The sequence below is a fragment of the Amycolatopsis sp. SB7-3 genome (genome assembly GCF_041021335.1).
GTDB classification, from domain to species: Bacteria; Actinomycetota; Actinomycetes; order Mycobacteriales; family Pseudonocardiaceae; genus Amycolatopsis; species Amycolatopsis japonica.
In genome coordinates this window covers 2,033,734-2,047,176 of record NZ_JBFPJQ010000001.1, presented here as the reverse complement: position 1 = coordinate 2,047,176, position 13,443 = coordinate 2,033,734, and the positions used below count along the sequence as shown (strand labels likewise).

Annotated in this window: 16 protein-coding genes; 12 read left to right on the top strand and 4 right to left on the bottom strand. The window is 68.7% G+C overall.

Features of this window, described 5'->3' with window-relative positions:
* Nucleotides 1-5 precede the first annotated feature (5 nt).
* Both AB8M46_RS10035 and AB8M46_RS10030 read left to right on the top strand, forming a co-directional pair.
* Complete coding sequence (locus AB8M46_RS10035) at nt 6-1,193, top strand: pyridoxal phosphate-dependent aminotransferase (RefSeq protein WP_394360138.1); 1,188 nt, start codon at nt 6-8, stop codon at nt 1,191-1,193.
* An 85-nt stretch (nt 1,194-1,278) separates the two neighbouring features.
* On the top strand, nt 1,279-1,464 hold the full coding sequence (locus AB8M46_RS10030; protein ID WP_007032516.1) for a hypothetical protein: 186 nt from the start codon (nt 1,279-1,281) through the stop codon (nt 1,462-1,464).
* Here the strand turns inward: AB8M46_RS10030 and AB8M46_RS10025 are convergent.
* The 3 genes from AB8M46_RS10025 to AB8M46_RS10015 all read right to left on the bottom strand — a co-directional run bounded on the left by AB8M46_RS10025 (nt 1,461) and on the right by AB8M46_RS10015 (nt 3,992).
* Nucleotides 1,461-2,282, bottom strand: coding sequence for an SAM-dependent methyltransferase (locus tag AB8M46_RS10025; protein ID WP_394360137.1), 822 nt, complete (start codon nt 2,280-2,282; stop codon nt 1,461-1,463). The genes AB8M46_RS10030 and AB8M46_RS10025 overlap by 4 nt on opposite strands.
* A gap of 88 nt (nt 2,283-2,370) precedes the next feature.
* On the bottom strand, nt 2,371-2,961 hold the full coding sequence (locus AB8M46_RS10020; RefSeq protein WP_037334637.1) for an HAD family phosphatase: 591 nt from the start codon (nt 2,959-2,961) through the stop codon (nt 2,371-2,373).
* Between the two features lie 2 nt (nt 2,962-2,963).
* Nucleotides 2,964-3,992 carry a low specificity L-threonine aldolase gene (locus AB8M46_RS10015; RefSeq protein WP_037334640.1) on the bottom strand — a complete coding sequence of 343 codons (1,029 nt, stop codon included), beginning with the start codon at nt 3,990-3,992 and terminating at the stop codon, nt 2,964-2,966.
* Nucleotides 3,993-4,127: 135 nt separating this feature from the next.
* Between AB8M46_RS10015 and AB8M46_RS10010 the strand changes: the two genes are divergently transcribed.
* From AB8M46_RS10010 to AB8M46_RS09965, 10 genes are all read left to right on the top strand, one after another.
* On the top strand, nt 4,128-4,646 hold the full coding sequence (locus AB8M46_RS10010; RefSeq protein WP_005152531.1) for a SigE family RNA polymerase sigma factor: 519 nt from the start codon (nt 4,128-4,130) through the stop codon (nt 4,644-4,646).
* Entirely contained in the window at nt 4,633-5,334 is a 702-nt protein-coding gene (locus tag AB8M46_RS10005) for a hypothetical protein (protein ID WP_037334649.1), read from the top strand. The genes AB8M46_RS10010 and AB8M46_RS10005 overlap by 14 nt, the downstream gene beginning before the upstream one ends.
* Nucleotides 5,335-5,357: 23 nt before the next feature.
* The gene (locus tag AB8M46_RS10000) at nt 5,358-5,951 is read left to right on the top strand and encodes a TetR/AcrR family transcriptional regulator (RefSeq protein WP_037334651.1); all 594 of its coding nucleotides are present in this window, start codon (nt 5,358-5,360) and stop codon (nt 5,949-5,951) included.
* A 90-nt stretch (nt 5,952-6,041) separates the two neighbouring features.
* Entirely contained in the window at nt 6,042-7,472 is a 1,431-nt protein-coding gene (gene purB, locus AB8M46_RS09995) for an adenylosuccinate lyase (RefSeq protein WP_394360136.1), read from the top strand.
* 162 nt (nt 7,473-7,634) lie between these two features.
* Nucleotides 7,635-8,462: an ABC transporter substrate-binding protein gene (locus AB8M46_RS09990; RefSeq protein ID WP_081975717.1), complete on the top strand. Its 828-nt coding sequence runs from the start codon at nt 7,635-7,637 to the stop codon at nt 8,460-8,462.
* Between the two features lie 5 nt (nt 8,463-8,467).
* The gene (locus AB8M46_RS09985; RefSeq protein WP_037334657.1) at nt 8,468-9,241 is read left to right on the top strand and encodes an ABC transporter substrate-binding protein; all 774 of its coding nucleotides are present in this window, start codon (nt 8,468-8,470) and stop codon (nt 9,239-9,241) included.
* Nucleotides 9,242-9,249: 8 nt separating this feature from the next.
* Nucleotides 9,250-10,032 (top strand): ABC transporter substrate-binding protein, encoded by a 783-nt coding sequence (locus AB8M46_RS09980; protein ID WP_037334659.1) that lies wholly within the window; start codon nt 9,250-9,252, stop codon nt 10,030-10,032.
* Nucleotides 10,033-10,791: an amino acid ABC transporter permease gene (locus AB8M46_RS09975; protein ID WP_394360135.1), complete on the top strand. Its 759-nt coding sequence runs from the start codon at nt 10,033-10,035 to the stop codon at nt 10,789-10,791.
* Complete coding sequence (locus AB8M46_RS09970) at nt 10,788-11,528, top strand: amino acid ABC transporter ATP-binding protein (RefSeq protein ID WP_037334665.1); 741 nt, start codon at nt 10,788-10,790, stop codon at nt 11,526-11,528. The genes AB8M46_RS09975 and AB8M46_RS09970 overlap by 4 nt, the downstream gene beginning before the upstream one ends.
* 307 nt (nt 11,529-11,835) lie before the next feature.
* Entirely contained in the window at nt 11,836-12,723 is an 888-nt protein-coding gene (locus AB8M46_RS09965; protein ID WP_394360134.1) for an MOSC domain-containing protein, read from the top strand.
* Here the strand turns inward: AB8M46_RS09965 and AB8M46_RS09960 are convergent.
* Nucleotides 12,606-13,412 (bottom strand): S-adenosyl-l-methionine hydroxide adenosyltransferase family protein, encoded by an 807-nt coding sequence (locus AB8M46_RS09960; RefSeq protein ID WP_125733062.1) that lies wholly within the window; start codon nt 13,410-13,412, stop codon nt 12,606-12,608. The genes AB8M46_RS09965 and AB8M46_RS09960 overlap by 118 nt on opposite strands.
* Nucleotides 13,413-13,443 lie beyond the last annotated feature (31 nt).

Here is a 13,443-nt window from a genome sequence, read left to right as displayed (position 1 = left end):
ACGTCATGCTCATCCCCGGTCCCGCCGCACGTTCCGACGTCCCGCCGTTCCATGTCATGGACGTCCTTTCGGCCGCACAAGCCCGGCAGCGCAGCCACGGCGACCTGGTCCCGTTGCTCGCCGGGCAGCCGTCCGCCCCGGCGCCGGGACCGGTGCTCGAAGCCGCGCAACGCGCGCTGAAGGACCACAACCTCGGCTACACCGAGCAGCTCGGCATCCCGGAGCTGCGCGAGGCCGTCGCGGAGCACTACAACCGCACGTACCCGGTCGACGTGAGCCCGCAGGACGTCATCATGACGACCGGTTCCTCCGGTGGTTTCCTGCTTTCGTTCCTCAGCGCCTTCGAGGCGGGCGACCGCGTCGCGATGGCGCGTCCCGGCTACCCGGCCTACCGCAACCTGCTGAAGGTGCTCGGTTGCGAGGTCGTCGAGTTCGCCACCGGGGCGGACACGAACTTCCAGCCGACCGTCGCGCTGCTCGACGAATTGGGACCGATCAAGGGACTCATCGTGGCCAGCCCGAGCAATCCGACCGGCACCGTCCTGCCGCCGGGTGAACTGGCGGCGATCAGCGGCTGGTGCGCGTCACGCGGTGTGCAGCTGATCAGCGACGAGATCTACCACGGGATCTCCTACGGCGCCGGACTCGATTGTGCCTGGCAGTACGGCACCGAAGCGCTCGTCCTCGGCTCGTTCTCCAAGTACTTCGCCATGACCGGCTGGCGGCTCGGCTGGATGCTCGCGCCGCAGCGGCTGCATCGCGCGATCGACGTCCTGACCGGCAACTTTACCATCTGCCCGCCCGCGGTCTCCCAGCACGCCGCGGTCGCCGCGTTCACCCCGGAGGCGTACGCGGAGGCCGACGGCCACGTCGAGCGCTACCGGGCCAACCGCGACGTGCTCTTCGCCGGTCTCAAGGGCATCGGCATCGACAAGCTCGCGCCGGCCGAAGGCGCCTTCTACGCCTACGCCGATGTCTCCGCGTACACGAACGACAGCCTCAGTTGGTGCCAACGGCTCCTCGCCGAAACGGGCGTCGCGATCGCCCCCGGGATCGACTTCGACCCGGTCGACGGCGGCCGGTTCGTGCGGTTCTCCTTCGCGGGTTCTCGCGAGGACATCGACGAAGGGGTCCGCAGGCTGGGCCAGTGGCTCACCGCTCAGGGGGAACCCGGAAATCACCCTGAACGTTAGCCGGAATGAAGGCGCTCGCGAGCTTCGCCTGACAACCTGGACTCACCGGGCCCGCTCGGGCACGGTGAGGCAATCGGAGGATGCCATGTTCTGGAAGATCGTCGGCGGGCTGATCCTGGCTTGGGTGGCCTTCATGGTGCTCGGATCCGTGCTCGGTTTCCTCGTGAAGGCCGTCTTTTGGATCGCCGTCATCGGCGGCGCGGTCTTCCTCGGCACGGCCGCGTACGGCGCCATCAAGGGCAAGGGCACCCCGAAGCAGCTCCGCCGCTAAGGCTTACGCGCCACCCCGCCGAGCGACGTGAAGTTCACGGGCGAAAGCGGGGTGAAGCGCGGGCCGTCCGGCCACCACAGGTGCGGGTACGTCAGCCCGGGCTCCATGAGATCGAGTCCCTCGAAGAACGACTCGATCTCGTCACGCGTGCGGTACAGCGTGTCCAGCCCCGTGCCGTTGAAGCGCTTCTCGAGTGCCGTCGCGACGTCGGCGGCTTCGGAGCCGTCGGCGGGGTTGTGCTGGTGCAGCAGTGCGACGAACGAGCCAGGGGCCAGCGCGTCGACGTAGGCGCGGACGATCTTCCGCGCCTCGTCGAGGTCCTGGAGGTGGTGGACGATCGCGCACAGGACCAGCCCGACGGGCCGGTCGAAGTCCAGCCGGTGGGTGCGGGCGAGTTCCTCGACGACCTCGGCCGGTTCGGTCAGGTCCGCGGCCACCATATGCGCGAAGTCGTTCGCCGCGAGCAGCGCGCGGCCGTGCGCCTGCACCACCGGATCCCGGTCGACGTAGACGACCTGGGCCTCGGGGTTGTACCGCTGCGCGACCTGATGCGTGTTGTCCATGCTCGGGAAACCGGACCCGAGGTCGAGGAACTGGTCGATGCCTTCCCGGTCGGTCAGGTAGCGCACGGTCCGCACCAGCCAGTGCCGGACCTCCTTGGCCATCGTCTGCGCGTCCGGCGAGATTTCCAGGATCTGGCGCAGCGCCACCCTGTCCGCCTCGTAGTTGTCCTGGCCGCCCATCAGCGCGTCGAAGACCCTCGCGATGCTCGGCCGGTCGAAATCGACGGGCACGAACGGGCGCTGGTCCGCTGACATGGGCACCTACCGGGGTAACTCGGTTTGGACGCGTTCAGCGTAGGTCATCCGGTTCACCGCGCGTAAGCGGATGAGCGGTGAGGGTGAATTATTCCTCCGAAGAGCCGAAGCCGGATTTCGCTGTTGTCACGCCGACCCACCGTTCGGCCTTCATCCCCACCGCCCGTGCTCCGTCCACATTGGACTGACGATCGTCGAAGAACAGGCAGTCGCCCGGTTCGGCGCCGAGTTCGGCGAGCAGGATCCGATAGATCTTCGCGTCGGGCTTCATGCAGCCGAGATCACCCGAGAAGAGCTTCACGCGGAACAGCTTCGCCCACTCCTGCTCGCGCACCCAGCGGCCGAAGGTGGACGAAGCGTTCGAGAGCAGCGCGAGCGCCGCGCCGGCCTCGTGCAGCCCTTCCAGCAGTTCGAGGACGTCCGGTTCGAGGTGCGTCCAGCCCTCGACGTCGATGCGGGTCAGCTCGTCGGCGAACGCCTTGTCGACAGGGACGTTCAGCGCGCGGCCGACGTTCTGCCAGTACTCGAGGTCCGAGCCGCCGGAGTCGTACTGGACCCGCTCGGCCCAGTAGTGCGGCTCGAAGTCGGCGACATCGAGGTCGAAGGCCTTGGCCAGGGTCGGCAGCGCGTCGGTGTGCTCGCTGATGACGTCGCCGTAGTCGAAGACGATCCAGTTCATGTTCAGCCCCCGGTCTTGACGCGTTGAAGGGTTTCTTCGATGTCCGCCGCGGAAAGGTCGCGGTGCGCGACGAAGCGGATCCGGCCCGAGCTCGGCAGCGTCAGGATCCCGAGCCCGGCCAGCCAGGCCAGCCGTCCTTCGAGATCCGGTGCGGTGACCTGCACGATGTTGGTCTCGGGAGCGTTGACCTCCCAGCCGAGCTCGGCGAACCCGGCCGCGAGCCGGGTCGCGTTCTCGTGGGTCTCGGCGAGGTCGCCGATGCGGTCCAGCGCCACCATGCAGGCCGCGGCCAGCACGCCGGCCTGGCGGACGCCGCCGCCGAGCATCTGGCGCATCCGCCGTGCCTTCTCGACGAACTCCTCGCTGCCGGCCACCACCGAGCCGACGGGGGCGCCGAGGCCCTTGGAGAAACAGGCGGACACGGTGTCGACGCCGACCGTGAGGGCCGCGGGCGGGACCTCCAGCGCGACCGACGCGTGCCAGATGCGGGCGCCGTCGAGGTGCACGGTCAGCCCGGCCTCCTTCGCGATCGCGACCAGCTGCGCGTGCTCGTCGGGCGGGGTGACCGCGCCGCCCGCCGTGTTGTGCGTGTTCTCCAGGCACAACAGCGGGGTGCGCAGCGCGTAGTACGGCCCGCGCGGGACGCCGATCGCGGCCGAAAGCGTCTCCGGCGTCGGCCGCCCGGGCCCGGCGTCGTGCTCCAGCGGCTCCGGCATGCCGCCCGCGAGCCACGCGGCGGAACCGAGTTCGTCGGTGATGACGTGCGAGCCGCGCGGCGCGAGGAACCGGTCGCCACGCTGGAGATGGATGCTCAGCGCGATCAGGTTCGCCATGGTCCCGGACGGGGTCCAGAGCGCGGCGGGCATACCGAGGAGTTTCGCGGCGCGCTGTTCCAGCGCGGCGACGGTCGGATCGCCGTCGAGGACGTTGTCGCCGACCTCGGCCTTCGCCATGGCCTGGCGCATGACGTCGTCGGGACGGGTGACGGTGTCGGAGCGGAAATCGATCAGCGGGAGAGAGCGCGAGGTCACGGTACGATCACATCACATCGACGGGCCCGCCATGAATCTCCTCCCCGGCTGGTCCGCCGCGCCCGCTCATGCAACCGTGGACGCCCCCGGTTCCGTCCTACCCACCGACGAGGCAAGAGCGGAGACAAAAACCGCGTGAACCAGCGCGACGAACAAGAGTTCGCGGAGTACTTCGCCGCGAAGCGGGACTCCGTGCGCAGGACCGCGTACATGCTCTGCGGTGACTGGCATCGTGCGGACGATCTCGCGCAGACGGCGTTCGTCGCGCTGCACCGGAGGTGGAAGAAGATCAGAGAACGGGCGGCGACCGACGCCTACGTGCGGAAGACGCTGGTCAGGGCGGCCATCGACGAGTCGAGGCGGCCGTGGCGGCGGGAGTGGCAGACCGAAGAGCTGCCCGAACCGCCGCAGGACGGCTTCGACCTCGGCGAACAGGTCGTCACCAGGGAAGACCTGCTGGCCGCGTTGCGCGAAGTGCCCCCGAAGCAGCGTGCCGTGCTGGTGCTCAGGTTCTTCGAGGGGCTGGACGTCGGTGCCGCGGCGAAGGCGCTGGGCTGCAGCGAAGGGAACGTCAAGAGCCAGACCGCGCGCGGGCTGGCGAACCTCAGGCAGGTCATGGAGAAGGAGGAGGTGGCACGGGATGGACGAGAATGACCTGAAGGCGTTGTTCCGTGACGCCCCCGGCGACGCGCCGTCGCCGACCTTCGACACCGCCGACGTGGTCCGCGCCTCGAAACGCGCCACCGCTCGACGCCGAAACGGTATCGCGGTGGCCTGTAGTGCGGTGGTTTTGGTGCTGGCCGGAGTGGGCATGTTCGGCGTGCTCGGCGGAACCGACTTCGAACTGGGGACCGCGGCCAAATCCGATCAGGAAGCGGCGTCCGCGGGGCAACCCGGGGCGGCGTCCGCACGTCCTCAGAACGGGGAGTCCTCGAACTTCTCGAACCCGCCGCCTCAGCAGGGGGGCGGCGGAGTAGAGAAGACCGGCCCATTGGTGGCCGAAGGCACCTACGGGTGCGACCAGGTGGACCGGGAGCTCGCCACCGCCCTCGCTGGCGAGCTCCCGGTCCCCGTGGATGTCGCCAAGTCGACGCCCGGCGACATCTGTACGACGGGAGCCAGGTCCGCGGGGTTCCAGGTGCCGGGCGGCACGGTCTCCGCGGCGGTCTACCCGGCGGGCTCGTCCGTCCCGGTGATGCCCACCGGCGCCGCCGAGGCGCGGCGGACCACCCCCAAGGGGTCCCTCGTGGTCGTGGTGAGCCTCGGCGACGGTTCGGGCAGGCCCGCCCTTCCCGAGTCCGACGTCGACAGGCTGGTCGGCGTACTCGCCGCCCGCTACTGACCGAGCTGGCAAAATAGCCCGCCATGACCGCCGCAGCGACCACACCGAAGGGTGAGCGACGCCGTGCCGAGTTGATCGAGGCCGCCTCGTCGCTCCTGGCCGAGGGCGGTTTCGACGCCGTGCGGCATCGTGCGGTCGCCGAGCGGGCCGGTCTTCCGCTCGCTTCGACGACGTACTACTTCGATTCGCTGGAAGAGCTGGTCACCGCCGCGGTGGAGCATCACGCGAAGGTGGAACTGGAGGACGGGCGGCAGCGTCTCGACGAGCTGGCGACCCGCAACCGCGGCGTCGAGGCCACCGTCGACCTGGTGCTGGACATGCTCCTTGGTCCGCTCCGCCCGGATCGCGAGGCCGACGCCGAAGCGGTCCTTCTGCGCTACGAACGCCTCGTCGGGACGGGGCGCCGTCCGTACCTTCGGCCCCTGATGCGGACGCTGTCCGCGCAGCTGTACGAGCTGCTCCACGAGATCTTCGCGCGCTCCGGCACTCCTGTGGACGCCACCGAACTGGAGCGGCTCGTCGCCCTGGTCGACGGTGCCGTGGTCAACGCGCTCATCGAGGTCGACCCGGAGCCCCGGGCCGCCGCCGCGCGCATGCTCCAGGCGGCCCTCGCCTGACCTCCCGCATTTCGTCCTCTGAATGCGGTAGTTGGCGTCGCGAACCACGGCATTCAGAGGACGAAACGCGGGGCGGGTTAGTCTGGCCGCGTGACGGACAAGCCCCGCATCCCCAACGTGCTCGCCGGCCGCTACGCCTCGCCTGAGCTGGTCGAACTCTGGTCCCCGGAACGCAAGGTCGTGCTGGAGCGCGAGCTCTGGCTCGCCGTGCTCCGCGCGCAGGCCGACCTCGGCGTCGAGGTGCCGGACGGTGTCGTCGCCGACTACGAACGCGTCCTGGAGCAGGTCGACCTCGACTCGATCGCCGCACGTGAGCGCGTCACCCGGCACGACGTGAAGGCCCGCATCGAGGAGTTCAACGCGCTCGCCGGGCACGAGCACGTCCACAAGGGCATGACCTCGCGGGACCTCACCGAGAACGTCGAGCAGTTGCAGGTGCTGCGGTCGCTGGAGCTGGTGCGCGGCCGCGTCGGCGCGGTGCTGGCCCGGCTCACCGCGATCGCGGTCGAGCACGCCGACACGGTGATGGCCGGTCGTTCGCACAACGTCGCCGCGCAGGCGACGACCCTGGGCAAGCGGTTCGCCACCGCCGCCGACGAACTGCTGGTCGCCTTCGACCGGCTCGAAAACCTCATCGGCCGCTACCCGCTGCGCGGGATCAAGGGCCCGGTCGGCACCGCGCAGGACATGCTCGACCTGCTCGGCGACGAGTCCACTTTGGACGAACTGGAGTCGCGGGTCGCGGCCCACCTCGGCTTCGAGAACGTGTTCACCAGCGTCGGCCAGGTGTACCCGCGTTCGCTCGACTTCGACGTGCTGTCCACCGTCGTCCAGCTGGCGGCCGCCCCGTCGAGCCTGGCGAAGACGATCCGGCTGATGGCGGGCCACGAGCTGGTCACCGAGGGCTTCAAACCCGGCCAGGTCGGCTCGTCGGCCATGCCGCACAAGATGAACACGCGTTCCTGCGAGCGGGTCAACGGGCTGGCCGTGGTGCTGCGTGGCTACCTGTCGATGATCGGTGAGCTCGCCGGCGACCAGTGGAACGAAGGCGACGTGTCCGACTCCGTCGTCCGCCGGGTCGCGCTGCCCGACGCGTTCTTCGCGCTCGACGGTCTGCTGGAGACCTTCCTCACGGTGCTGGCCGAGTTCGGCGCCTTCCCGGCGGTCATCGGACGTGAGCTCGATCGCTATCTGCCGTTCCTCGCGACCACCAAGGTGCTCATGGCCTCGGTCCGCGCGGGGGTCGGGCGTGAAACCGCTCACGAGGCGATCAAGGAGAACGCCGTCGGCGTCGCGCTCGCGATGCGGGAGCAGGGGCTGGCCGAGAACGACCTCCTCGACCGGCTCGCCGCCGACGAGCGCATCCCGCTCGACCGCAGTGAGCTGGACAAACTCCTCGCCGACCGCATCTCGTTCACCGGTGTCGCGCCCCGCCAGGTGGCCGCGATCGCGTCCCGCGTCGAGGCCATCCTGGAGCGTTTCCCGGAGGCGGCGAACTACTCGCCGGCCCCGATCCTCTGACCTGTGAGCAGCCCCACCACGGGGCGTTCACAGAGTGAGACGAAGTTACTCGATCGGGCGAAATGCCTAATCTCGATCGCTGAACCCGGAGCGCCAGGCCGCCCATGAGGCGGCCTGGCGTGCTTGTATCGCGCCTTGCGCGCCGAACCCACGGAAGAAGCGATGAGATCCACGCTGTCGAAAATCGTCGCCGTCGTCACGGCCGGAGCGGCCACCCTCGCCCTCGCCGCCTGCGGCTCCGGTGACGCGGGTGCGAGCGCCCAGAAGCTGCGGGTCGGCACCCTGACCGACGCGCCGCCGTCCATCTACCTGGAGAACGGCACCTTCACCGGCTACGACAACGAACTGCTGCGCGACATCGCGAAGCGCGAGGGCTTCGAGGTCGAGTTCGTCGGCACCGAGTTCGCCGGGCTGCTCGCGGCCGTCGCCACCAACAAGTTCGACATCGGCAGCTCCACGATCTCCACCACCGAGGCCCGCAAGAAGACCGTCGCGTTCAGCAACGGCTACAGCACCGGGTTCACCTCGATCATCACCAAGAAGGGCGCGGGTCTCAAGGACGTCGGCGCCTTCAATGGCAAGCGGCTCGGCGTCGTGCAGGCGTCGGTGCAGGACGATTTCGCCAGCGGCAAGGTGCCCGGCGCCAACGTCGTCCGCTTCCCCGACTACAACGCCGGTTTCGCGCAGCTGAAGGGCGGCAGCCTCGACGGCTGGGTCGTGCCGAAGGACATCGGGCAGAAGTACATCGACCAGAACCCGGACCTGCAGCTGGAGTTCGGCTACACCGTCGAGACCAAGGACACGCCGTCCGCGTTCGCCGTCCGCAAGGACAACAAGGAACTGCTGAAGAAGATCAACGACGGCCTCGCGAAGGCCGTGGCGGACGGCACCGTCGCCCGCCTGCACGCTCAGTTCTTCAAAACCGAGCCGCTGCCCAAGGAACTCGAACAGGGCGGCCCTGGCCTGCCCGTGCAGAACCCGGGGGTCTGAAAATCATGAAGAAAACGTTCCTCGCCACGCTGGCCGCGGGCCTCGTCGCCGTGCTCGCCGCCTGCGGTGGTGGCGAATCCGCCACCGAGAAGACCCTGCGCGTCGGGACGCTGAGCGACGCGCCGCCGAACATCTACGTCGAGAACGGCAACTACACCGGCTTCGACAACGAACTGCTGAAGGCCATCGCCGCCAAGCAGAACCTGAAGCTCGAGTTCGCGTCGACCGACTTCTCCTCGCTGCTCGGCCAGGTCGCGAACAACCAGTTCGACATCGGCAGCTCGGCCATCGCGCAGACCGACGAGCGCAAGAAGAACGTCGACTTCTCCAGCCCGTACAACTTCGAGGTCATGAGCATCCAGACCAAGGACGGCTCGCCGATCACCGACGAGAAGGGCCTGTCCGGCAAGCGGGTCGCGGTCATCCAGGCGACCGTCGGCGACAAGTGGCTCACCTCGACGGTGCCCGACGCGCAGGCCGTGCGCTTCCCGGGGTACGCCCCGGCGCTGGCCGCGCTCAAGAGCGGCGCCGTCGACGCCTACATCCTCGACCAGGCGATCGCCGAGACGAACGTCAAGGAGAGCACCGACGCGAAGCTCAAGGTCGTCAAGTCCTTCACCACCGACGTGCCCCACGGCTTCGCGGTGAAGAAGGGCAACAGCGAGCTGCTCACCAAGATCAACGAGGGCCTCAAGCAGGTCATCGCCGACGGCACCTGGGTCAAGCTGCACGAGAAGTTCCTGCCGACGGCCCCGGTCCCGGCCCAGTTCAAGGCGTGAGGATCACGATGAAGAAGTCACTCGCCGCCGTCGTCAGCGCTGCCCTTCTGGCGGTGCTGGCGGCGTGCGGCGGCGGTGAGGACGCCGGCGGGAAAACCCTCCGCGTCGGCACCCTCAGCGACTCGAAACCCAACGCCTACCAGGAAAACGGCGTGTTCACCGGGTTCGACAACGAGCTGCTGAAGGCCATCGCCGCGCACCAGAACCTGAAACTCGAGTTCGTCTCCACGGAGTTCTCGGCGCTGCTCGGCCAGGTCGCCACCGGCAAGTTCGACATCGGCAGCTCGGGGATCTCGCAGACCGACGAACGCCGCAAGACCGTCGACTTCTCGGCGCCGTACAACTACCAGTCGCTCGGCATCGAGACCCGCGAGGGCGTCGCGATCACCGACGAGAACTCCTTGGCGGGCAAGCGGATCGGCGTCGTCCAGGGCACGGTGTCGGACAGCTGGCTGACGGCCAACGCGCCCACCGCGCAGGCGGTGAAGTTCCCGCAGGACGCCGCCGCGCTCGCCGCGCTGAAATCGGGTGCGATCGACGGCGCGATCTTCGACCAGGCGACCGCCGAGGACTACGCGGCGAAGAACCCGGACGCGAAACTCAAGGTGGTCAAGGCGATCACCACGACGATCCCGCACGGTTTCGCGGTCAAGAAGGGCAACACCGAATTGGCGGGCAAGATCAACGCCGGGCTCAAGGCGGTCATCGCCGACGGGACCTGGGAAAGGGTGCACCAGCGGTTCGAACCGAACGCGCCGGTGCCCGCGGAGTTCAAGGCCGGGCAGAAGTAAGTGGACGATTTCCTCAACACCTTCCTGAACTGGGAGTACATCTGGGAGGTCTTCCCCGACCTCCTCGGGACCGGCCTGCTGAACACGCTGATCCTGTCGGCGTTCTCGGCACTGATCGGCACCGTGCTCGGCATGCTGCTGGCCACGATGGGCCTGTCCAGCAAGGCGTGGCTGCGCTGGCCCGCCCGGGTGTACACCGACATCTTCCGCGGCCTGCCCGCGATCCTGACCATCCTGGTGATCGGGCAGGGCGGCGGGATCCTCATCCCGTCGCTGTCGCGGAACCCTTACCCGCTGGGCATTCTGGCGCTGAGCCTGATCGCGGCCGCGTACATCGGCGAGATCTTCCGCGCCGGTATCCAGAGTGTCGAAAAAGGACAGATGGAGGCCAGTCGTGCGCTGGGCATGAGCTACACCAAGGCGATGACGCTCGTCGTCATCCCGCAGGGTGTGCGGCGCGTGCTGCCCGCGCTGGTGAACCAGTTCATCGCGCTGGTCAAGGACTCCAGCCTGGTGTACTTCCTCGGCTTCCTCGCCGAGCAGCGCGACCTGTTCCGCATCGGGCAGGACCTCGCGGCGAACACCGGGAACCTGTCGCCGCTGGTCGCCGCCGGTGCCGTCTACCTGGTGATCACCGTGCCGTTGACGCATCTGGTCAACTACATCGACAAGAAGCTGCGCACCGGCAAGAAGATCCGGGTCGACGACGAGGGCGGCGAAACGGAACTCCTGAACGCCGGAAAGGTGCCGATGTCATGACCGCCGCCGTCCGTTCTTCCAGCGTCGAACTCCGCGACATCCACGTCTCGTTCGGCACCCTCGAAGTGCTGAAAGGCGTGAACCTCAAGGTCGAGAAGGGCCGCACGACCTGCATCATCGGGCCGTCGGGCTCCGGCAAGTCGACGCTGCTGCGTTGTGTGAACCGGCTCCAGGAGCCCGACTCGGGCGATCTGCTGCTGGGTGGCGAGAGCGTCATCTCGTCCGATCCGGACGCGCTGCGGCAGCGCGTCGGGATGGTGTTCCAGCACTTCAACCTGTTCGGGCACCGCAGCGTGCTGGACAACATCACCCTGCCGCTGCGCAGTGTGCGCAAACTCGGCAAGGAGGAGGCGGCGGAGATCGCGCACGCCCGCCTCGCCGAGGTCGGCCTCGCCGACAAGGCGCCGTACCGGCCGAGCGCGCTCTCGGGCGGGCAGCAGCAGCGGGTCGCGATCGCGCGGGCGCTCGCCATGGAGCCCGAGGTCATGCTGTTCGACGAGGCGACCAGCGCGCTGGACCCGGAGCTGGTCAAGGGCGTCCTCACGCTGATGGCGGGACTGGCCGAGCGCGGGCTGACGCTGCTCGTGGTCACCCACGAGATGGGTTTCGCGCGCGGCGTCGCCGACGAGGTCGCGTTCATGGACGACGGGAAGATCGTCGAACAGGGCGCTCCGGAGGCGATCTTCGACGCTCCGCGGAGCGAGCGGCTGCAGCGCTTCCTGTCGCAAGTGCTGTAGAGCGCTTCCCAAGTACATGAAGGCCCCCTTCCTTGCGCTAGACGCAGTGAAGGGGGCCTTCACGTACTTGGGGAAGGTGTGAAGGGGCCCTTCACGCGCATCTGCTGTGACTGCTGGGTCTGGTGGTGTCGCAGAGTCGCGGGTGGCGATCGTGTAGTCCGTGAAGGCCTCCTTGCCTACCTTCAGTAGGGAAGGAGGCCTTCACGGACCGGCGGCCAACGGTCGCCCACATTCAGTAGGCACCTATGGCAGCCTTGGCCCTAACCGTCCTTACCACTCACGACGCCTTAGTCGTTAACCTGCGGCTATGGCGAGAGTGGCGAAGCTGGTCCATTACCCGGTCAAAGGCTGCGCGGGGACGTCGGTCGAAACGGCCGACGTCACCCCCGCGGGGCTGCGGTTCGACCGGGCCTGGATGGTCGTCTCCCCGGAGGGCGAGTTCCGCAGCCAGCGCAAGCATCCGGTGATGGCCTCGATCCGGGCCGAGGTGCTCGACGACGGCGCCCGCCTGCGTATCGCCGCTCCCGGCGTCGAGGAGCTGCTGGTCGAGACGGTCGCGGACGGGCCGAGGCAGCCCGCCGCGACGTTCACCTGGCAGGGCAAGGGCGTCCACCAGGGCGCGGAGGCCGCCGAGTGGTTCTCCGACGTCCTCGGCCTGCCGTCGGTGCTCGTCGGGCTCGCGCCGGAGCACGAACGCGTCACCAACGGCGAGATCCCCGGCACCGCGGCCTTCGCCGACGCGCACGCGATCCTGCTGACCTCCGAGTCCTCTTTGGACGGTCTGAACGAGCGCATCGCGTCGCGCGGCGCCGAAGCCGTGCCGATGGACCGCTTCCGGCCCAACATCGTCGTCGCGGGCTGGCCCGAGCCGCATCGCGAGGACGACGTCCGTTCGCTCACCGCCGGTGGCCTCGAACTGGGCTACGCCAAGGTCTGCATCCGCTGCACGGTGCCGATGGTCGACCAGGAGACGGGGAAGAAGGCCGGTCCCGAGCCGATCCGGTCGCTCGCCGACTACCGCCGCGAACCCGAGGGCGGCGTCTCGTTCGGGATCAAGATGGCGGTGACCGGGCCCGGTCAGGTGTCCGTCGGCGACGAGGTGATCGTGCACTCCTGGGCGGGTCCGAGCCCGAGCACCGCCGAGGCGGAGCCGCCGTTCACGGCGACCGCGAGCCGTCCCGCGGAATCGGTGTAGAGCACGTTCCGGCCCGGCGGCACCGTGCCGAAGGTGTCGCCGACCAGCGCTTTCACCAGCACGTGTTCGCTGCTGACGGAGACCGTGCCCGCCAGCCCGGCCAGTTCGAGGTCGGCGGGGCTCGCGGCCAGCTGGACGTTGCCGAAGTGGTCGACCGTGAGCACCTCGGCCACCAGCTTGCCGGGGAACACCGCGACGAACGGGTCGGGCAGCCGCACGAGGTCGTCGACGCGCGGCCCGAACTCCTCGGGCGGGACGCCGAGCGCGAGATGCGCCGCGGCGGGGGCGAACACGTCACGCCCGTGGAACGTCGACGACGTCACCGGAAGACGGTATTCCGGCGCCGCGAGTTCGTACGCCGCTATCACCCCGGTGAGTGTTTCGGCGGCGGGAATGAGAAGTCCGTTGTCCGGGCCGACGAGCATTCCGCGCTCGGTGACCACCACGACGCCGCGCCGGGCGGTGCCGACGCCGGGGTCCACGACGGCGAGATGGACGGACTCCGGCAGATACGGCGCGGTCTGGGCGAGCACCTCGGCGCCGGTCCTGACCTGCTGCGGAGGGATTTCGTGGCTCACGTCGATCACCCGTACGGACGGCGCGATCCGCGCGATCACGCCGTGGCACGCGGCCACGAAACCGTCGCTCAGCCCGTAGTCGGTCGTGAACGAAACGCAGTGGATCGGCATGATCAGCCATCATCCTTGATCGCTAGGGTGC

Excerpts from the sequence above, each read along its gene's own strand:
- AB8M46_RS10030 (WP_007032516.1), top strand. The coding sequence starts at position 1,279 with ATGTTCTGGAAGATCGTCGGCGGGCTGATCCTGGCTTGGGTGGCCTTC.
- AB8M46_RS09965 (WP_394360134.1), top strand. The coding sequence starts at position 11,836 with ATGGCGAGAGTGGCGAAGCTGGTCCATTACCCGGTCAAAGGCTGCGCG.
- AB8M46_RS10025 (WP_394360137.1), bottom strand. The coding sequence starts at position 2,282 with ATGTCAGCGGACCAGCGCCCGTTCGTGCCCGTCGATTTCGACCGGCCG.
- AB8M46_RS10000 (WP_037334651.1), top strand. The coding sequence starts at position 5,358 with ATGACCGCCGCAGCGACCACACCGAAGGGTGAGCGACGCCGTGCCGAG.
- AB8M46_RS10035 (WP_394360138.1), top strand. The coding sequence starts at position 6 with ATGCTCATCCCCGGTCCCGCCGCACGTTCCGACGTCCCGCCGTTCCAT.
- AB8M46_RS09960 (WP_125733062.1), bottom strand. The coding sequence starts at position 13,412 with ATGCCGATCCACTGCGTTTCGTTCACGACCGACTACGGGCTGAGCGAC.
- AB8M46_RS09980 (WP_037334659.1), top strand. The coding sequence starts at position 9,250 with ATGAAGAAGTCACTCGCCGCCGTCGTCAGCGCTGCCCTTCTGGCGGTG.
- AB8M46_RS09970 (WP_037334665.1), top strand. The coding sequence starts at position 10,788 with ATGACCGCCGCCGTCCGTTCTTCCAGCGTCGAACTCCGCGACATCCAC.
- AB8M46_RS10020 (WP_037334637.1), bottom strand. The coding sequence starts at position 2,961 with ATGAACTGGATCGTCTTCGACTACGGCGACGTCATCAGCGAGCACACC.
- AB8M46_RS09985 (WP_037334657.1), top strand. The coding sequence starts at position 8,468 with ATGAAGAAAACGTTCCTCGCCACGCTGGCCGCGGGCCTCGTCGCCGTG.
- AB8M46_RS09990 (WP_081975717.1), top strand. The coding sequence starts at position 7,635 with ATGAGATCCACGCTGTCGAAAATCGTCGCCGTCGTCACGGCCGGAGCG.
- AB8M46_RS10005 (WP_037334649.1), top strand. The coding sequence starts at position 4,633 with ATGGACGAGAATGACCTGAAGGCGTTGTTCCGTGACGCCCCCGGCGAC.